Genomic DNA, 20,930 nt, shown 5'->3' with positions numbered 1-20,930 from the left:
ATTGTTTTACAGTTGATTCATCAGTTAATCGCATATGAATGAATAATGATTCACTATCCAAAAGGACATGTATTAGATGAAGCTACAAGTAAGAAGAGAAATGTGCATGTTAAGTTATAGAGAAAAAAATACATATATGGTTTATGTATAGCCGTATTATATCGATATATATTGTATTGGTTGGGTTAATATATCTTCATTTAATGTTGTTTTATGAAGTTGAAGAGTTCGACAGGGAGTGAGAAGTTTTTCCAAAAAAAATGCTTGTATAATGATTTCAACTCTATTACAATACAATTGATAATGAGATTCAATATCATTTAGAGGAAAAAGGGGAGACGGATTTCATGTATAAAGTAAAGAAAAAGCTATACATTTATGCAGCACTTATTCTGATGATTTCACTACTTGCTGGTTGTGCTTCGGGTGGAAGTGCCGAGACAACGAATACGTCCAGCCAAGTTGCAAGTAGCAATGAGAGCAATAATGAAAGTGATACAACTGCCAGTGCGACTGAAGATCAGACCCGAGTGATCAAACATGCCATGGGCGAAACCACAATCAAGGGAACCCCGCAAAAGATCGTGACACTGTTCCAGGGTGCGAATGATGTCGTTGTTGCACTTGGCGTGAAACCGACAGGCGTGGTTGAATCCTGGGTTCAGCAGCCGGTATATGAATATTTGAGAGCAGATCTGGATGGAGTTCCACAAGTAGGACAGGAATCGCAGCCCAATCTGGAAGAGATCAACAAGTTGAAACCCGACTTGATTATTGCTACGAAGATCAGACATGAAGAGATCTATGAGCAACTGTCGCAGATCGCACCAACGGTAGTGACGGAGACGCTGTTTGACTGGAAAGAAACGGTGAAAACTGTTGGAGAAGCGATGAATATGGTTGAGCAATCGGATAAATTGTTGTCTGATTGGGATGGCCGTGTAGCTGATTTCAAAGAGAAAATGGGGGATCGTCTGCCAATTGAAGCAACCATCACGAACTTTAGAGCCGATCAGGTTCGTATTTTCTACATGGGATATGCAGGTAAGATTCTGAATGAACTTGGGTTCACCAGACCTGCCGGACATGACGCAGACACATGGGGAGTTGAATTGACTTCCAAAGAAAACATTCCGGATATGAATGCAGACATGATCTTCAACTTCAACTCAGGCACAGAAACAGATGCCATCCAGAAAAATTATGATGATTGGACCAGCAGTCCACTGTGGAAAAACCTTGATGCAGTCAAGAACAACCAACTGGTTCAGGTCGATGAAGTGGCCTGGAACATGGCAGGTGGATACACATCGGCCAACATGATGCTGGACGATCTATATAAGCAGTTCAACCTGAACTAACTAACAGGAGCAGGACCTGCCATGCACCAGGACATTCGTTAACGAAGTGTATGGGCAGGCAGGTCTTTTATCATTTTACAGATGAAAGAGTGAGAGTATGTTTCCCCTTTTTACAAAGGCAAGCGCCAAGATCTATGGACTGGCTGGTTTATTCATATTACTTCTACTTGCTTGCCTAGCCAGTATGATTCTGGGACGTACACATATCACGTTTCAGATGGCATGGGAAGCACTGCATTTCTATGACGAGAGTTCTGTGGAACATGTGGTTCTGCTGACGGAACGGTTGCCACGTACAGTTATTGCTGCCGTTGTGGGAGCAAGTCTGGCCGTGGCGGGTGGACTCATGCAGGCATTGACACGTAACCCGCTGGCATCGCCAAGTGTGTTCGGGATCAATGCCGGGGCGATCTTTTTTATTGTCATTGCCATCGTGGTATTGTCCGTATCTTCGCTAACCACCATGATGTGGTTTGGTTTTGCAGGGGCTGCCGTTGCGGCGGCAATTGTATATGGGCTAGGTTCCCTCGGTCGTGATGGCCTGACACCGATCAAAATTGTACTGGCGGGTACGGCTATCTCAGCATTGTTTGCCTCGTTCACACAGGCCATTCTGGTGCTGGATGGAACCGGATTGCAGGATGTATTGTTCTGGCTTGCCGGTTCAGTTAGCGGGCGGACATTGGATATGTTATATCCTGTTCTGCCGTACATGACAGCCGCAGCCATTGTCTCTCTGTTCATGGGCAGAGCCATCAATCTGCTCTTGACGGGTGATGATATCGCCAAAGGCATGGGACAGAATGTACTTTTGGTCAAGGTGCTCATGGGAATTGTTACGGTATTGCTGGCGGGTGGTTCGGTTGCCGTAGCCGGTTCGATCGGGCTCGTTGGTCTGGTTGTCCCACATATCATGCGTGCACTTGTAGGCAACGATTACCGCTGGCTCGTTCCTTACTCTATTGTAGGGGGAGCGATTCTGCTGTTGTCTGCGGATGTGGTGGCAAGGCTGGTGATTATGCCGCAGGAAGTTCCACTTGGTGTCATGACTGCACTGATTGGCGGACCCTTCTTCGTGTACATTGCCCGTAAGGGGGTGACGAAGATATGAGGAAGCTGTTGACTTTCCGCAACAAAAAAGACACCGTCTCGGTGCAAATGGAACGAAAATCATTGGTTGTCATCGGCACGTGTATCCTCTTGTTCCTGGTGGCCGGAGTTGTTGGTACCAGTGTGGGCAGTGACTTTATCTCTCCGCTGGATGTGCTTCGAACGATATTCGGTCTGAATGAAGGGGAGCATGACTTCGTCGTGCTGACCTTAAGACTGCCACGGGTGTTATTATCTCTGCTCGTAGGAGCAGCCCTCGGTATGTCAGGCGCACTTCTGCAAGGTATTATCCGTAATCCGCTGGCCTCACCGGATGTCATCGGCATCACCGGCGGCGCGGCCGTTGCAGCTGTAGGTTTTGTTACGTTGCTGGGTGGAGCGGTAAGTATCAAGTTGTTGCCGTTGTTCGCCATTGCTGGCGCAATTGTGACGGCATTGATCATCTACGTGCTTGCCTGGAAAAAGGGAGTCAGTCCGATCCGTCTGGTGCTGATCGGAATTGGAGTTTCAGCTATTACCGGAGCCGGAACCACCTTTATGCTGATCCTGAGTCCGTTCTACACGGCAGGTCAAGCCTATATCTGGCTGACAGGAAGTGTATATGGAGCATCGTGGACTGATGTCCAAACGATTTTACCGGTTATCGTAATCGTTGTACCGCTGGCGATCTGGTTCGCCCGTAGTCTGAATGCACAGGAGTTCGGGGATGATCTGGCTACGGGATTGGGTGTTACCGTTCAACGGCATCGTTCGGCATTGTTGTTATGCAGTGTATTGCTGGCGGGAATTGCCGTGGCAGTAGCCGGAACCATTGGGTTTGTTGGCCTGATCGCTCCGCATATTGCCCGGAAAATGGTTGGACGGATGTTCGGCAGTATGTTAATTGTGTCTGGCCTAGTCGGTGCTTTGCTTGTATTTGCAGCAGATCTGATTGCCCGCACAGCTTTTCTACCGTTAGATGTTCCCGCAGGGGTATTCACCGCAGGCGTAGGCGCACCATTTTTCCTGTATTTGTTGTTCAAGAATCGAAATCAGTTTTGAGGAGGAGCGAGCTGTGAGTATTCTGGAAGCCAAGGAGCTTACGATCTCCTATGGAGCAGATCCTATTATTGAAAATTTGAACCTGACCATTCCCAAGGGACAGATTACCGTCCTGATTGGTAGCAACGGCTGTGGTAAATCTACGCTGCTGCGTACGATGGCCCGGTTGCTGAAATCCAGCTCCGGTTCGGTGCTGCTGGATGGCGAAGAGATTGCAAAGCTGCCAACCAAGGAAATTTCAAGACGCATGTCCATCCTGCCACAGGGCCCGACCGCTCCGGAAGGCTTGACGGTGAACCAACTGGTTAAGCAAGGACGTTATCCACATCAAACATGGCTGAAGCAATGGTCACGAGAGGATGAGCGCATGGTTAAGCTGGCACTTGAATCCACACATCTGACAGAACTCGCGGATCGACCTGTGGATGCATTGTCCGGTGGACAGCGTCAGCGTGCCTGGATTGCGATGACACTTGCGCAGGGTACCGAAACGCTGCTGCTGGATGAACCTACAACCTATCTGGATATGACACATCAGATTGATATCCTCGATCTGTTGTTTGAGTTGAACGAACGGGAAGGGCGCACGATTGTCATGGTACTTCATGATCTGAATCTGGCATGTCGTTATGCGCATCACATTGTGGCTGTTCACAACAAGTCGATCTACGCAGAAGGTAAACCGGAAGATATTGTTACACAGGACATGGTCCGTAAAGTCTTCCAGATGGAGTGTGAGATTGCAGTTGATCCGCTATTCGGCACACCAACCTGTATCCCGCACGGACGGGGAAGGAAGCTGAATGGGGAACAGCGTTATACACAATTGGCTTGAAGATCAAAAAGTCCGCTCTTGATTCGTTCAATAGTTATTCAAAACTCCACATCGACTCCATTGCATGATCATGCAGATGACAAATTAGGCAAGCCGTTGGTAAAACCATGTCCCAGGCTTGCCTGGTTTGTTGTGCCTGTTATTCGATAAAAGCCTACCTGCATCAACTTAAACCACACGAAATTCAATCTTATTTTCCCTTAAAAGTTTATTATTGACAATATAACTCGAATTGCCATAAAATAGATTTTATATGATATTGATAATCATTATCAATATATAATTACAAAAAAAATTGATGAAGTATGAACTATATAAGTTTAATTCAAATTTCACACCTTAACGGAGGGGGCAGAACAGATCTGAAGAAGCGTAGCGTGCGCCTTTATCACCGGATTTCCCCTTTGTAAAGGGATTCAAAAAAATCTGGGGATAACAGCGATCGGAAGATGGTTCTGACCGCGCAGTGATTTCGTGTAAAAACAGTATTCAACTTATATAGGAGCGAGTACTTTCATTCGATCGAGGAGGATTTTCAGTGTTTCCGAAAGGGATTCATAATCTGCAAAACCGACTCATTATAAGCAAAGCGAGAGAAATGGGCATCACCTGTGAGCCACTTCTTGAGGGATGCGAAGATTTTCTGAAGCTGTCTGTAGGGGACAAAGAGATCATCATTAACAAAACCAGATCTCATCGTCTGCCGTTAATCGCTGGACTGCTCGCGAAGAACAAGCAGGCATGTAATATGTTGCTGCATGAACAGGGAATGCCTGTACCGTCATTTATCGTGATCCCGGAGATGGGAAGCGAAGCAGTAGCTTTTCTGAATAGATACGGCTCTATTGTAGTGAAACCACTGGATGCGAGCAGCAGCATGGGCGTGACGCTGGATGTGCGTACTGAAGAAGAACTGGAGACAGCCATTCAGCTTGCGAGTGTCCACGGCAGCAGCATTATGTTACAGCAATATGTGACCGGGATTGATTACAGAGTGCTGATCATCAACGGAGAAGTGGCGGCTGTGAACCAGTATCGGCCTGTCTATGTTGAGGGAGACGGAACTTCAACCGTTCGAGCGTTAATTGAGCAGTTGAATCAGGAACGAATCGAGATGACACTCATTGGCGAGTATGAAGCGTTTCCCGAGGTCAATGCAGACACGGAACGACTGCTGGAGGTATTACATGCACAAGGGACAACACTGGATGAAGTTCCTGCCGCGGGAAAAGAAATTGAGTTATACAATCTCCGCAATTCTGCCGCCGGAAAAATCAGTGAATTCTACAAGGATTGTACCGAAATCATTCATCCCGAAAATGCCCGGATGATCATTCAGGCGGCAAAGACTCTTCAGATCGATGTAGCAGGAGTTGATGTTCGTTGTCGTGATATCCGCACTCCGATCTCCAGAGATCAGGGAGGCATCCTGGAAGTGAACGCCTTGCCAGATCTGACACACCACGTCTTTCCCCATGGTGGAACAACTCGTGATGTGGTTCGGTTATACCTGGAATACCTGTGTCAGGAGCAACTTCAATATAAGATATACAGCTTATAACAACGGATAAAAGATGCAGAACAAGAATCACAGGCAGCAGGTTCAGCCTGAATCGATTATAAGGAGCGTTAGAGGGCTATGTCAGTAGAGGTGCAGACGGAATATCTGAAGATGCAAAATGAGAAGGAATCCAATGCAAGATCGTACCCGAGACATTTCCCGCTTGTCATTAGCAAGGCCCATGGGGTGAAGATTACCGATACGGAAGGCCGCGTATTCTACGACTGCCTGGCTGGTGCAGGAACATTGGCGCTGGGGCATAACCATGACACGGTGGTCAACGCCATTCGCGATGTTCTGGATCAGCAGATTCCGCTTCATACACTGGATTTGGCAACGCCGCTGAAGCTTGCATATATGCAAGAACTGTTCTCCATTCTTCCAGCAGAGATGCGAGATAAAGCCAAAATTCAGTTCTGTGGTCCATCGGGAGCCGATGCAGTAGAAGCAGCCATTAAGCTAGTCAAACATGCCACAGGTGGCAAGTCCATTCTTGCCTTTCAGGGAGGTTATCACGGTTCGACCCAAGCGACGATGTCGATGAGTGGCAACCTGAGCAAGAAGCAACATCTGCAAAGCCTGCTGCCCGATGTACATTTCCTGCCGTTCCCTTATGAATACCGCTGCCCATTTGGTGTTGGTGAAGGTATGACGGCCCGGTTAAGTTCACAGTATATCGAGAACTTGCTCGATGATTGCGAGAGCGGTATTGCCGCACCGTGTGGGGTCATTGTGGAGACGGTGCAGGGTGAAGGTGGAGCCATTCCTGCAGATATCGAATGGCTGAGGGAGCTGCGCCGAATCACAGCAGAGCGAAGTATTCCGCTCATCATCGACGAAGTGCAGACAGGCATCGGACGGACAGGCCGGATGTTTTCATTTGAACATGCCGGAATCATACCCGATGTAATCATCTGCTCCAAAGCAGTTGGCGGAAGTCTGCCCATGTCTGTTGTCATTTACCGAGAAGAACTGGACCAATGGCAACCTGGAGCACACACAGGTACGTTCCGTGGCAATCAGCTGGCCATGGCTGCGGGACTTGCTACACTTCGTTATATTCGGGAACAGGATGTTCTACACAACGTACATTTGCGCAGTGAGCAGTTCATGAATCAACTGAATGCAATGAAAGAGCGGTATGCAGAGATTGGTGACGTGCGAGGCAGAGGACTGATGATCGGCGTTGAGGTGGTTGATCCAATGGGACGCAAGGATCGTCTGGGACATTATCTGCCTAATGGTGCACTTGCTGAGTCTATTCAGCGTGAATGTTTCAAGAATGGATTAATTGTGGAACTGGGCGGGCGTCATTCAGCGGTTGTTCGTTTTCTGCCGCCTCTGAATATTACGGAACAAGAATCGGGTGCGATCCTGGCGATATTTGAGAAATCAGTAGCTGAAGCGATTGCCCTAGCAACGGCTGCATGTTGAAGCTATCCCTGATGAAAAGGCATGCAGTATTACTCGCGATTCTGATCGGTGCCTTTTCGCTGGTGCTGACCAACAGTGCATTTAACCTGCTGCTGCCTTATTTTGTGCAATACTATCAGATCTCTACCACAGCAGGCGGATGGATCATTGCGCTGTACATGCTGGCTATGACGTTAACAATGCCGCTGGCTTCCCTGATCGTGGACCGAATGGGTCGTAAGCAGACGTATATGCTGGGCATCACCATCTATGGACTGTTCTCGGTGGCAGGTGCGTTGTTTTATCACTCTATCGAAGTACTCCTGATGGTCCGTTTCATGCATGGCGTTGCCGCGGGGCTGATGATTCCGTTATCGCTTGTGCTGCTGTTTGATGTATACGGACCGGAGGTAAGGGGGCGAATTACCGGAGCGTGGGGCTTGCTGCTTATGCTGGCTCCGGCTGCTGGGCCAACGCTGGGTGGCTTCATCATACAGTATGGACGGCTTGAAATGTTGTTCTGGCTCAATGTGCCACTGGCTATATTCTCGTTGATCGGCTGCGGTCGAGTCATTCAGACCTATATTCCTGCCCGCAGGAAAAAATGGCATCCGACCAGTGTCATGCTACTGATCTGCGCGGTAGGTGCCCTTAGTCTGGGGTTACAGTTGTATGCGAGTCCTGTCGTGGCGGTATGGGTACCTTGGATATTGATTGCTATCGGTGTATTGCTGCTCATTCGTTTTGTCCAGACCGAGAACAGTCGCAAGGAACCACTGATCCGGTACCAGTTGTTGCGGCGTAATGCTGTCTTTCCGCTGACGGTATTGATCTCGACGATTCAGGATTGTGTCATGTTTGGGGTGATCTTTGCATTGCCGTTATTGTTCCAGGACGTTTTCCACCTATCGCCGGCCCTGTCCGGTGCACTGTTCATTCCCTTATCGATCTGTACAAGTCTATTCATGTGGATTGGCGGCAGCTTGCTGGATCGCGGTCGGTCCATGCATTTTATCGCATGGGGCACGTTGCTGGTGTCCATATCGATCTTGTCGTTTGCGGTTGTGCCGATGGGAGCATCGATCTGGATCATCGGTATGCTCATGGCGTGCCGTGGAATTGGTGTTGGTCTGTCAGGCATGAGTATCTCTGCGATTGGTCTGCAAGCATTACCGGACGAAGACATGCACGAAGGGTCGGTGTTATCAACCACGATTGAGCGTCTGGCTTCTTCGTTTGCGGTGATGGGCATGACCCTATATTACGATATGCGTTGGCAATGGCTTGCCGGGGCAGGAACGTCCATGGAGATGGCAAAATGGGGAGCACTCAAAGAGATCTGTATCGGACTTGGCTGCGCCATACTGCTTACACTTCCCCTGGTCTTACTTATAACCCGAAAGAAGGTTGGCATCATTGTTCGAGATGGAAAACAAGCTCCGGTCTGAGGCTGAGCAGCAGGCCCGTGAACATTCATGCAAGCTGCTGCTGAACTGTTACATCCGTGAGCTTGCGTTAGAGAAGGAAAGCGATATTTGGATCAATCCAAATATGCTGACGTACACTGTTGCTTTTCAAGCCAGTAGGGTGAAGGTGACAGGACGCTTGTCTTATTACTCTGCCATTGGGGAGCATGAATACCTCAGCATGGAATCTGGCGGGGAAGCGGTGCATTATAGCGACCTGGTTCGTTGGATCACATCTGAGCTAAGCGGGAATGGGGAACAGGGAGCGAGTTCGGATCAACATGGAATGAAGAAAAGCGTGATGGAAATGAAGCGTTCATTTGAGCTGGAGAATGTACATCCATGGGATGAGAATACGAATCGCGTAGAGGCGGCGTATGCCAGAGATTTTGCACAAAAGGTAGATAACAGTGTGGAGAACCTTACGTTGTATATCGAACAAGCAGCTGGTCTCGACATCCACGATTATTGTACATCGGAACAGTCACTGTTGTATGGTCATCCGTTCCATCCGTTCCCGAAGAATTCCAAAGGCTTCAGTGAGCAGGATGTTCAGAAGTACAGTCCAGAGTTACGGACATCATTTCAACTCTGTTATATCGCCGTGAGGCAGGATGTCTATATGCAGGAATGGGTGGATGAAGAGGCGGTAATGGATTTGCAAGACCTCCTGAGGAGCCATGTGGAACCTGTTTTAAAAGAAAAGAGTGAAATGTATGGGCTACTGCCTGTCCATCCATGGCAATATGCGTACATATCACGGTTGACCGAGGTACAGTCTTATCTTCGAGATGAAAAATTAATTCTGCTTGGTAGTGCGGGGCCTACCGTCTATCCAACCTCTTCGGTTCGTACGGTTTATGTTCCCGAATGGAACTGCAATATCAAGCTGTCACTGAATATGCAGATCACCAACATGATTCGCACCAATAGTGCTGAGCAGATGCGCAGAACACTGGATGCCTCCAAGTACGTCAGGCGGCATGACTGCTTCGGTGCTGAACCGAACACGCATATTGCGTATGAGACAGGTGTAGCGACTTGTGCTTTTGAAGATGAAGAGTTAACCAGTCTGTTTACGATAGCTTATCGGCCCATTGAGTTTGATGTTGAGAATACGTATGTCTTATCCAGTCTGGTTGAAGCACCGCTTCCCAGGATGCGGTCGAGACTGATGACGATGCTGGGTGGTGGACGTGACATTGCCGAGCGTTGGCTGGAACGTTATCTGAAATGTTCGCTGCTGCCGATTGTACGGGCGGCGGGAGAGAAAGGCATTCATTTTGAAGCTCATTTGCAGAATACCCTTGTGACCTTAAAGGATGGGTTGCCTGTGGATTTTATCGTCCGCGATCTGGAAGGGGTCAGTGTGGATGAGGAACTTATCCTTGAGCAGGATCGTGCTGCGTCCGATTTATTATTTTATTCGCGAGAGAAAGCCTGGGCGCGGACATCGTACTATTTTATCGTCAATCATCTGGGGTCTCTGATTCATGCGATGGCGCGAGACGTGAACGTATCCGAGGAGCGTTTCTGGAAGCAGGTACGTGAGGTGCTTGTGGATGAACTGGAACGAACGGGCAATGCATATGTGCGACATCTGCTGACAACGGATGCATTCTTGGCCAAACAAAATTTGGTGAGTTGTCTAAGGGGTATCAGCCAGACCCCGGCCTACGTGCCGGTGAGCAATGTAATGAAACGAATAGGGAGTGAAGTGCGTGGGAGTCGTGGGATACAGGGCTGAAGCAGGCGGCAAGACAGAAGCAGTCTACTTGGGTGTACAGGAACGGATCATGCGGCAGACACTGGAGGCGATGTGGTTCGAAGGCATTCTGGACAGTCATGTGAGTGGAAGCGAATGGCGAACCAGCGGCCTTACATCTTACGGTCATTCTGTGGCGTACACGTGTGAAGCCGAGCGGAAGTTTTCATTTGGCCGGGTGAAGGTGAAGAAGGGTTCGATTCAAAGAGAGGGCGTACCCTGCACCGATCTGGATCTGTTTTTGGAAGAAATTGTGCTGAACGCGTTGAAGGGTGCAAATGTGACTGCTTTTATCCAGGAACTGCTTGAAACGATGGCAAAGGACAGCCAGTGCCAAGCTATATTGCCCTTGAACATTCCGAATGAAGATCGGCATTATGATGCGCTCGAAAGTCATATGACCGACGGTCATCTGTACCATCCGAGTTATAAGTCGAGGCTGGGATTTTCTTTGAAAGACAATCTGGCCTATGGCCCTGAATTTAACTCGGAGGTTTCATTAGTCTGGGTTGCTGTGAAAAAAGAATTTGCTCAGACCGCTGTATCCGTAGGGTATAGCTCTGAAGAACTGGTGGGGCAACATCTGACCGCAGAGGATATGCAACGATTTCATCAGATCCTGCAACAACAAGGTCGTACGGACATGGGTGAGAACGTCAACGCATATGCTACGAGTGCAGATCAGCTTGGGAGCAGTGCCGAGGTTGGTGAAAGCGTTGGAGAGACAATCCAAGCGAAGCTTCATGAGGCAGTTCGTGAAAAAGGCGAAACAGTCCGTAGCTCGGGTAGGGAAGACGGCAAGGTTGGTATAGGAATAGGTTCTGACATTGGTGATCGATATGTATTCATTCCGGTTCATCCATGGCAGTGGGAGCATCAGTTGGAGTCGGTATATGCCCGTCAGCTGATGGATGGGGACATCGTGTATCTTGGTCCATCGTCTTCGCCCTATCGTGCGCAGCAGTCGATCCGTTCGCTATCGAACCGGATGAACCTGGACGCCCCTTACCTCAAGCTGGCTCTCAGCATTACCAATACATCGAGTACACGTATTCTGGCACAGCACACAACCCAGAATGCACCGCTGATCAGCGACTGGCTGGATAAACTCGTTCGTGATGATGAGCTGTTGCAACGGACGCAGTTTGGCATTTTAAAAGAAATCATGGGACTGTCGTTCCGTTATGAGCAGTTGCCTGCAACCCAGTATGGACGGGCCTACGGTACACTCGGTGCCATCTGGCGGGAGAATGTATCGGTTCATCTGAAGGAAGGTGAGACGGCATGGCCGCTCAATGCATTGATGTTGGTGCAGCCGGATGGTGTTCCATTTATCCAGGATGCTGTAGAACGACATGGTGTGGAAAAGTGGAGCGAGGCCCTTGTTCGCACAGTTACCCTGCCGATTATCCATTTGCTCTATGCACACGGGATTGCGCTGGAATCTCATGCTCAAAATATTATTTTGGTACTGGAAGATGATCTGCCAAAACGAATCCTTATCAAGGATCTGCATGATGGTGTTCGCTATGTACCGGATCAACTGTTGCACCCGGAACGGGCACCGAAGCTGAACCCGGAGCCGGAAACCCACCGCAAGTTCAATCGGTATTCATTCATCTATGCCGGAGATGTGTCGGAAGTCCGTGACTATACGTATGACGCATTCTTCTTTATCTGCATGACGGATATTGCGCTGGCTTTGGAGAAGTTTGGTTTGTCAGAGGAAGCGTTCTGGCAGCTGTGCGCAGGTGTAATTGTAGATTATCAGCGAGAGCACCCGGAGTATACGAAACGGTTTGTGGCATTTGACCTTTTTGCCGAAGATGCACTGATCGAAGAGATGACCAAGCGCCGTCTGTATGGGGATGGAGAGTTATATTTCCGCAAGGCGAGCAATCCGCTCAAGATATCAAAGGATGTACTTGAATCAAAGAGAACACCCGAATTAAAGGGAATCGTCGAATGAGAATTAACACGCTGAAGGAAAAAATTGCACGCAAACAGCCTGTCTACGGTCTTTTTGTATCCATACCACACCCAGTGATCATCGAGATGATCGGACATGCAGAATATGACTTTGTCATTATTGATCTGGAACATGCCGCAACATCGATGGAATCGGTGGAAGAGTTGGTTCGTGCGGCGGAACTGGTGGGCCTAACCCCGTTGGTTCGGATTTCGAAGGTGGAGCGAGCGGAGATTCTTAAAGTGCTGGACTGTGGCGCCCAAGGCATCGTCATTCCGCATGTCGAGCAACTGGAGCAGGTGGAGGAAGCGGTTCGTCACGCCTACTATCATCCGGTTGGCACGCGTAGCTTGAACAGCGGTCGTCCGGGTGTATTCGGGAAATATCCACTCACGGGATACGTTGGGAAAGCGAACGAACAAGTGATGGTTGTACCCATGATCGAAAGTGTGGAGGGTGTGCGGCAAAGTGCACAGATTCTGTCTCACCCTCAGGTGAGCTTTGTATTGGAAGGGGCAGCGGATCTGTCGCAATCCCTCGGTGTGCCATGGCAGACCGAGCACCGGGATGTGAGACGTGCGCTGGATGAATTACATGCTACCGCCCAGCAGTGCGAAGTACCTTATGCAACGGTCACCAGAGGTGTGGAGGATATGTCTCTCTGGGCTGAGCGGGGAGTACATATATATGTGCTTGGTGATGATCGGAATACGGCGTTTCGGGCATATGCCCAAAAACGGAATGACTACAGGAATGCGGGTGGGCAGATATGAAACCTAGTGTATGGCATGCGATTGATGAACTGCAACGCGGGATGGAAGAACCGGTATGTGCGTACGTTTACGACCTGGCTGGCATTCAGGAACAAGTACGTCGGATGTTAGGCTGTATGCCCGGAAACACACAGTTGTTTTACGCCATCAAGGCGAATCCAGATCCGCGCATCATTGAGGCGTTGCTTCCACTGGTGAAGGGTTTTGAAGTGGCTTCGATTGGAGAGCTACTCAAGGTTAGAGCGGTAAGTCGTGAGGTTCCGATTCTGTTTGGAGGTCCGGGTAAAAAGGAGAGCGAGCTGCGGCTGGCGATCGAGCATGGCGTGAGCTACATCCATGTGGAAAGTTTGCTGGAGCTGCGGCGGATCATTGCGATTACGAAAGAGAGAGCGATGGATCAAGAGCAGGTGCAGGAGCAAGTGCAGAAGCTAGAAAATGAGCCGAAACAGAAGAAAGCGCAGGAAGTACGCATACTGCTCCGAATCAATCTGCGAAGCAGTACGTTACCCCGGACGAAGATTGTTATGGGCGGTGGGCCGAGTCCTTTTGGGATCGATGAAGAGGCAGTGGAAGAAGCCATTGAACTCATTCGTGTGGAAGGCGCGGGTGTGGTTCGGTTAAGCGGATTCCATTTTCACTCTTTGTCTAACAATATGGACGCCAGGCTGCATGCCGAGATGATTGAGCTGTATTTGCAAAAGGTGGAGCAGTGGCAGCAGCGGTATGATCTTCCTGTGGAAGTGGTGAATGCAGGAGGCGGATTCGGAGTGACGTATGATGGGAGCCCCGGATTCGACTGGCCGTTGTTTACTTCCTTACTTGAACAAAGTGAAGCCAGACAGCGCCTAGTTTCACGCGGAGGTCAGCTGTATTTTGAATCGGGTCGGCTGCTGGTGGCAGACCATGGGTATTACGCAGCAGAGGTTACGGATATCAAAACTTCTCATGGTCAGTATTTCGCTGTGTTAAGGGGAGGTACGCATCACAATCGTTTACCTGCTTCATGGGGGCATAACCATCCGTTTCAAATTATGGAGACGGACCGTTGGAAACATTCGTTTGCCCGGCCAGAGGTAAGAGGCCGTCGAGTCCATATTGTAGGTGAGCTATGCACACCCAAGGATCGCATGCATTCTGATGCGGAGGTAACACTGCTGCGCGTGGGAGATATTGTTTTGTTTGAAAAGTCTGGGGCTTATTGCTGGACCATCTCGCATCATGATTTTCTGGGGCATCCGCACCCGGCATTCCATTATCTAACGGAGGACAATAATCATGTCAACACTGATGAAGCGTTCCAGTCTGCAAGCCGCTGAACGCCGGATTATGGCGGATTTGATGAATTCATTTTTGTCGGAGCAATTACTCCCACTGGAGGATCACCCGTTCATTGATTTTGCCGCAGCACCTGCACCGTTCCGTCGATTGTATAAGGAATATGACAGCGAAGAGCATAATCAGAATGGTGCTTCTCATGTCAGATTGCACACTCTAGGTGTACTGTGTCTGGTTGAAACAGGAGTAAGACAGGGGACTCAGTGGATTCAGGGTTCACCGATCTACGAGGAGAAAACTGATGGAAGCTGGGTTCTCCTTGATACTCCGGCAGAAGTTGGACGTGCGGTGTTACAGAGGGCTTTGTCGGATAAGGACTATGCGCAGCCTGGGGTGGCGGAATTCCTGGTTAGTCTGGACATTGCTGTGGAGCAGTATGCTTTGGGCTGGGAACAAGTCCAGTATCTGTCCGCTAACGTCCCGGCTTCTGCTTATGAATGGTTTATCAAAGGTGAACGTGTTGCGGCATTGCGGGATCGTCCATTTCACCCATCGTCCAAAGCCAAGGTGGGATTCAATGCAGAAGATGTAACTCGGTATGCAGCAGAATTCGGGAAGGCGATTTCGCTGCGCTGGGTGGCTATACAGCTGGATGCCGTGCAGCAAGGGTGCGAAGATGGATTGTCCATTTTGGACGTATTAGACGATGTTCAGCGCGGAGTGGTGGAAGCCGAGTTTGCCCGAAAAGGGATCACCTTGAACGATTATCTGCCGATGCCCGTTCATCCGTGGCAATTGGAACATGTGATTCTGCCTCGCTTCACGGGAGAGATCGAAGCGGGTAGCATTATCGTATTGGACATAGAAGTGGGCGACGTACAGGCTACATCCTCTCTGCGCTCGATGGCTCCGTCAATTGAATCCACTCGGATGCTTAAACTTCCGGTTAGTGTGCTGTCGCTGGGGGCAGCTCGCTATCTTCCAGTAGTCAAACTTCTGAATGGTCTTGCTGGAGAACGGATGTTAAGGCAAGCTGTTGCTTGTGACGAGACGTTGAAGCACAAGGTGTATATGTGCGAAGAGCAGAACTGGTGGGGCTTCATGCCAGAATCCATGGGACTGTTCGATGATCATCCACGCCATCTGGCTGCACAGATTCGTGTGTATCCCACTGAGTTGCTTAATGAAGCCTACAAAGTCATTCCAATGGCCGCACTGAGTGTGAATCTGGAAGGGCATCATCTATTAACGGAAATTCTAGGGGAAAACCTGAGCAGCACGGATGTTCTCGAGTTCTATACCAGTATAGCTACGACGTTCTATGATATCGTGATGCGTCTGTTCAAAGTGGGCGTTGTACCTGAGATTCATGGTCAGAACTGCTGTCTGGTGTTACGGGATAATCAGGTAAAAGGTCTTTTGTTCCGGGATCATGATTCCGTGCGTTTGCATCAGCCTTATCTGGATATACATGGCATTGCAGACCCTGCCTATCATATTCGCCCGGGCTACTCGAATAGCCTGTATAACGAGACGATTCAGAAGCTGATTTTCTATGTGCAGTCTTTGGGGACGCAGGTGAATCTGGCTGCGATCATGGAGGCACTTAGCGAGGTGTATCACATCCCGGAAACGAAGTTATGGGAGATCACGGAGCAGGCTTGGAAGGAAGCGCTGCAACATGTGCAGCTTCCCGAATCCGACCGGGCCGCGCTCGCTCATGCGATATTCGAGAGCAAGGAGTGGCCCGTGAAGTTAGTTGTCCGTCCGCTGCTTGAAGCGGATGGGGTGCCTGGCGCGATGCCATCGGGCAAAGGCATAGGGTGGAACCCTTTTTACAAGGGATAGAAGTAGAGTATGGTTGGTGTAGGAGTGTATAGAGAAGAAGTGGCGTGCTAAAGGATAGATATAGAAGGTGACCCGGTTAACGGGTTGCCTTTTTGGTTTGTTGTCATCGAAAGTTACAATGCTTGGAGGGAATAAAACGTTCATCATTATGGCTAAAAAATCTTATGAAATGGAGGTGTAGGAAAGAGACTGATGGTATAATCGGGTTATGTGGTATAGTACTACTTGTGTATTACCGAAAAGGTTTTCGGAAAAAGTGACATCAACTGTTGTAACCGCAATCATAATTTACTTCAAGAAAGTGAGAATCTACCATGAATCAGAAGAGACTTTTTAATGATGGATGGCAATTTGCGAAAAGTAAGCTGGATGTTACGGAACCTGCGGGTCTGGTGTATGAACCTGTGGAGCTTCCCCATGATTGGCTGATATATAATACGCTTGAACTGTATGAAGACAGTATTGGTTGGTACCGCAAGACGTTCCATTACACGAAGGATGAGCAACAGCTTCTGCTTTGTTTTGATGGCGTATACATGGATTCGTCGGTGTATGTGAATGGGCAGCTGGTCGGAGAGTGGAAGTATGGTTATTCCGCGTTTGAACATGAGATCACGAATGCACTGGTGGAAGGCGAGAATGAAATTCTGGTCAAAGTAGTGCATCAGAGCCCGAACAGCAGATGGTATTCCGGAGCCGGAATCTATCGCCATGTGTGGCTGAAGACGAGAGACCGCAACCATATCGTTACGGATGGAACGTATGTATCGATTCAGCAGCAGCCGGATGGCTGGCAGGTGGAAGTGGATACGGAGCTGAACCTGGAACAGAATCAGCAAGCAGAGCTGGTGCATACGATCCGGTATGAAGGTCAGGTGGTGGCATCGACGAAGGCGAATGTTACAGCTTCGGTGGGTGAGAAAGCGGCTGCATTGGCAGATAGCCAACAGATCATTGTAGAGAGTCCAAACTTGTGGAGCCCGGATGCACCGCATCTCTATGAACTGGTGACGGAGCTGCGATTGATCTCGGATGATCAGGAAGATCGGACAGTTGAATCGGTATCACAGCGCATTGGATTCCGGGATATCAAACTTGATGCCAATGAAGGGTTCCACCTGAACGGAGTTAAGATGAAGCTAAATGGTGTGTGTGAACATCATGATCTGGGGGCGTTGGGAGCTGCGTTTAACCTGACGGCACTGCGTAGAAGATTCGTTCTACTTAAAGAAATGGGTGTTAACGCCATCCGTACCGCGCATAATATGCCTGCCAAAGAGTTCATGGAACTTGCGGATGAGATGGGTATGCTAGTTGTGTCTGAAGCCTTTGATATGTGGGAACGTGCCAAAACGCCATACGATTATGCGAGATTTTTCCCGGAGTGGGTGCATACCGATGTGAAGAGTTGGGTGAAGCGCGACCGTAACCATGCGAGTCTGATCATGTGGAGTATCGGGAACGAAATTTACGATACCCATGCGGATGAGCGTGGACAGGAAGTAACCCGGATGCTGATGGATTATGTGCTGGAATTTGATCCAAAAGGCAATGCAGGCGTGACGATTGGTTCGAACTACATGCCATGGGAAAATGCACAAAAATGCGCAGATATCGTGAAGCTGGCCGGTTACAACTACGCCGAAAAATATTATGACAAACATCATGAAGAGCATCCGGACTGGATCATCTATGGTAGTGAAACGTCATCTGTGGTACAGAGTCGTGGTATCTATCACTTCCCATTCGAACAGCCGATTCTGGCAGATGATGATGAGCAGTGTTCGGCTTTGGGTAACAGTACGACGAGCTGGGGCGCGAAGTCGGCAGAATACTGCATCTTGGCAGAGCGGGATACACCGTATTCGTTGGGGCAGTTCCTGTGGACTGGATTCGATTATATCGGAGAACCGACGCCGTATCATACGAAGAATTCGTATTTTGGACAGCTGGATACCGCAACGTTCCCGAAAGACTCCTATTATATCTACCAAGCGGCGTGGACGGATTATAAGAAAAGTCCGATGGTGCACCTGTTCCCTTATTGGGATTTCAGCCCTGGGCAGATCATTGATGTACGCGTGTGCAGCAACGCACCTAAGATTGAGCTGCAACTCAACGGTAAAACCATTGGCACCTACGATATCGATCATGCCAATGGAACACAGCTGTCTGGCTGGTGGAAAGTGCCGTACGAAGAGGGCGAGCTGAAAGCGATCGCTTACGATGAGAATGGTGAGATCATTGCAACTGACGTGCAAAGATCCTATACGGATGCGAAGAAGATTCGTCTGCAAGCGGATCGGGCGCAGTTGCAAGCGAATGGAACTGACCTTATTTTTGTAGAAATTGATGTGGAAGATGAAGCGGGTAATCCGGTTCACAATGCGAACAACCGCGTACAAGTTAAGGTAACTGGTGCAGGACGATTGCTGGGTCTGGATAACGGGGACAGCACCGACTATGATCCATACAAAGGATTGAGCAGAAGACTATTCAGCGGTAAACTGATGGCGATCATCGGAGCGACAAATGAAGCTGGAACGGTACGGATTGAAGTTTCTTCCGAAGGGTTGGAAGGGGCTGTAGCTGAGTTTGAATCGCGTATTGTGGATGCGGAACTGGTTGATGAGAAGCAAGTGCAAACTGTCTTCATGAACAATGAAGAACGTCCAGTGCTTACGGGGAATGCTCAGGAGATTCCTTTGCGGAAAATCGAGATCATCAGTAGTGCAGGACAGTTGCTCGATCCGTCCAACCCGGAGCTTACTGTAACCGCCAAGCTGTATCCGGAGAACACCTCTTATCGCGACATCGAGTGGGCAGTTGTGAATGATGCGGGAATCGAGTCCAACATTGCCAAAGTGGAAGCTGTTCAAGCGGAAGCGGGCGATAGTGTTGAGCATCAACATGCGGTAAAGGTATCGGCTATAGGTGACGGGGAGTTCAGACTTCGTGCAACCAGTACCAACGGTACGGATAAAACGAAACTGATCTCCCAGCTGGAGTTCAAGGCGGACGGTCTCGGCACAGCTTACAAAGATCCATACGGCTTCATCACGGGCGGATTGTACGATTACACCAAAGGTGAGGTTGGTAACGGTAATGAGCGTGGGGTAGCGACAAGTCGCGACGGGGAAACGCACGTAGGCTTCCGTAATATTGACTTCGGACCGTACGGCTCCGATACCATAACGATTCCTATTTTCACACTATCCACTGAGGACTACTTCATTCAGATCTGGGAAGGTATGCCGGATGAAAAGGGAAGCACGTTGATCGCAGATGTGGTGTATGACAAAGAGTCCATTTGGAATGTGTACCAGGAAGAGACATACCAATTGTCCAAACGCCTTAGCGGAATTACATCGATCTGTTTTGTACTGAAGCAGAAGATTCATATTAAAGGTTTCTCTTTCGAACGTCAGAGTCGTGCTTTTGAACAGAATGCGGCTGCATCCTGTGATCATCTCTATGGAGATACATTCAAAATTGAGGGTGACCGTGTTGAAGGCATCGGAAACAATGTGTCACTGGAGTTTGAAAACATGGACTTTACGGCAGAAGGCACATCAAAGCTCGTGATCTACGGCCATTCACCGATTGATAAGAATACGATTCATATTCGTTTCGCAGGTGCGGACGGACAGAGCAACCAGCTGGTTGAGTTCACGCAGTCGGGTGGATATGAGGAGAGGGTGTTTGAGCTTGAACGCGTGACAGCTGTGCAAAAGGTAATCTTTATCTTCTTGCCGGGAAGTCAGTTTGACTTCGGCTGGTTCCGATTCGAGAAGTAGTCATATGAGGGGGCCGCAGGTGGCGTTGTATCCTCATTAGTAATACGGTAATCATTCTTATACACGATAGAATCCTGGGAGGCCTAAGGCTTTGCAGGATTTTTGGCGTAGCACATGGAGAGCAGCATCGGCCCTGTCAAAAAGATGAGAGGAAATAAGATGCATACAATTTGTCTCAAGAAAAGTAATAAGAACACTTGTACCTATATGCTGGCAGATGTAAAATATAGATGTGCCCAATATTAGAAGAATATGGTGGGATGTTCATTTGCTAAATGCCAAGTATTCAAACTGCAACAATCGGAGAAGCCTTGGTCGTAAAATCAAAATCCCTAAATGGAATGGAGACAAAGATGCATGGAAAAGCCAGTGCTGAACCAGGTTAGAGGCGTGTTTATTCCGGTAAGTAACATCGAAAATGCAAGGGACTGGTATTGTCGATTGCTCGGGTTGCCAACAGACGGTGAGATTTTCTTCGGACATATTTACGTGTTGCCAATGGAAGGGGGAACGAATATTGTGCTCGACAGCAAGATGTACTCAGTGGAAAGCATACATAACGTTCCCGTGATCCAATTGGCTTCAGACGACATCGAGAAATCGTATAAACTTCTTCAAGCTCAACATGTGGAAATCATCACCGAAATTCAGAATAATCATTGGTTTAATATCAAGGATCCATATGGAAATGTATTAATTGTATGTGAGTAAAGTAT

General features: G+C 48.8%; 14 protein-coding genes. All 14 read left to right on the top strand.

Annotation, left to right across the window (positions count from 1 at the left end):
• The first annotated feature begins 347 nt into the window (after window positions 1-347).
• The gene (locus AC6CIF_RS18675) at window positions 348-1,361 is read left to right on the top strand and encodes an ABC transporter substrate-binding protein (RefSeq protein WP_498200994.1); all 1,014 of its coding nucleotides are present in this window, start codon (window positions 348-350) and stop codon (window positions 1,359-1,361) included.
• A gap of 97 nt (window positions 1,362-1,458) precedes the next feature.
• Window positions 1,459-2,472, top strand: a complete 1,014-nt coding sequence (locus AC6CIF_RS18670; protein WP_498200992.1) for a FecCD family ABC transporter permease — start codon at window positions 1,459-1,461, stop codon at window positions 2,470-2,472.
• Window positions 2,469-3,512 (top strand): FecCD family ABC transporter permease, encoded by a 1,044-nt coding sequence (locus AC6CIF_RS18665; protein ID WP_498200991.1) that lies wholly within the window; start codon window positions 2,469-2,471, stop codon window positions 3,510-3,512. The genes AC6CIF_RS18670 and AC6CIF_RS18665 overlap by 4 nt, the downstream gene beginning before the upstream one ends.
• 13 nt (window positions 3,513-3,525) lie before the next feature.
• On the top strand, window positions 3,526-4,347 hold the full coding sequence (locus AC6CIF_RS18660) for an ABC transporter ATP-binding protein (protein WP_100526515.1): 822 nt from the start codon (window positions 3,526-3,528) through the stop codon (window positions 4,345-4,347).
• A 538-nt stretch (window positions 4,348-4,885) separates the two neighbouring features.
• A complete protein-coding gene (locus tag AC6CIF_RS18655; RefSeq protein WP_498200988.1) occupies window positions 4,886-5,908 on the top strand; it encodes an ATP-grasp domain-containing protein in 1,023 nt (340 codons plus the stop codon).
• Window positions 5,909-5,986: 78 nt separating this feature from the next.
• Window positions 5,987-7,342: a diaminobutyrate--2-oxoglutarate transaminase gene (locus AC6CIF_RS18650; protein WP_498200987.1), complete on the top strand. Its 1,356-nt coding sequence runs from the start codon at window positions 5,987-5,989 to the stop codon at window positions 7,340-7,342.
• Window positions 7,343-7,353: 11 nt separating this feature from the next.
• Complete coding sequence (locus AC6CIF_RS18645) at window positions 7,354-8,769, top strand: MFS transporter (protein WP_498200985.1); 1,416 nt, start codon at window positions 7,354-7,356, stop codon at window positions 8,767-8,769.
• The gene (locus AC6CIF_RS18640) at window positions 8,747-10,534 is read left to right on the top strand and encodes an IucA/IucC family protein (protein WP_498201058.1); all 1,788 of its coding nucleotides are present in this window, start codon (window positions 8,747-8,749) and stop codon (window positions 10,532-10,534) included. The genes AC6CIF_RS18645 and AC6CIF_RS18640 overlap by 23 nt, the downstream gene beginning before the upstream one ends.
• Window positions 10,509-12,521, top strand: a complete 2,013-nt coding sequence (locus AC6CIF_RS18635; protein ID WP_498200983.1) for an IucA/IucC family protein — start codon at window positions 10,509-10,511, stop codon at window positions 12,519-12,521. Before AC6CIF_RS18640 ends, AC6CIF_RS18635 begins: the two co-directional genes overlap by 26 nt.
• Window positions 12,518-13,294 (top strand): HpcH/HpaI aldolase family protein, encoded by a 777-nt coding sequence (locus AC6CIF_RS18630; RefSeq protein ID WP_498200981.1) that lies wholly within the window; start codon window positions 12,518-12,520, stop codon window positions 13,292-13,294. The genes AC6CIF_RS18635 and AC6CIF_RS18630 overlap by 4 nt, the downstream gene beginning before the upstream one ends.
• The gene (locus tag AC6CIF_RS18625; RefSeq protein WP_498200979.1) at window positions 13,291-14,610 is read left to right on the top strand and encodes a type III PLP-dependent enzyme; all 1,320 of its coding nucleotides are present in this window, start codon (window positions 13,291-13,293) and stop codon (window positions 14,608-14,610) included. The genes AC6CIF_RS18630 and AC6CIF_RS18625 overlap by 4 nt, the downstream gene beginning before the upstream one ends.
• Entirely contained in the window at window positions 14,570-16,417 is a 1,848-nt protein-coding gene (locus AC6CIF_RS18620) for an IucA/IucC family protein (protein WP_498200977.1), read from the top strand. The genes AC6CIF_RS18625 and AC6CIF_RS18620 overlap by 41 nt, the downstream gene beginning before the upstream one ends.
• A gap of 314 nt (window positions 16,418-16,731) precedes the next feature.
• Window positions 16,732-20,214 (top strand): glycoside hydrolase family 2 TIM barrel-domain containing protein, encoded by a 3,483-nt coding sequence (locus AC6CIF_RS18615; protein ID WP_498200975.1) that lies wholly within the window; start codon window positions 16,732-16,734, stop codon window positions 20,212-20,214.
• Between the two features lie 357 nt (window positions 20,215-20,571).
• Complete coding sequence (locus tag AC6CIF_RS18610; protein WP_498200973.1) at window positions 20,572-20,925, top strand: VOC family protein; 354 nt, start codon at window positions 20,572-20,574, stop codon at window positions 20,923-20,925.
• The last annotated feature ends 5 nt before the right edge of the window (window positions 20,926-20,930 follow it).

Source organism: Paenibacillus sp. GQ49 (assembly GCF_059759055.1).
The sequence above is the reverse complement of the archived record's forward strand: the minus strand, read 5'-3'. Positions and strand labels throughout refer to the sequence as shown.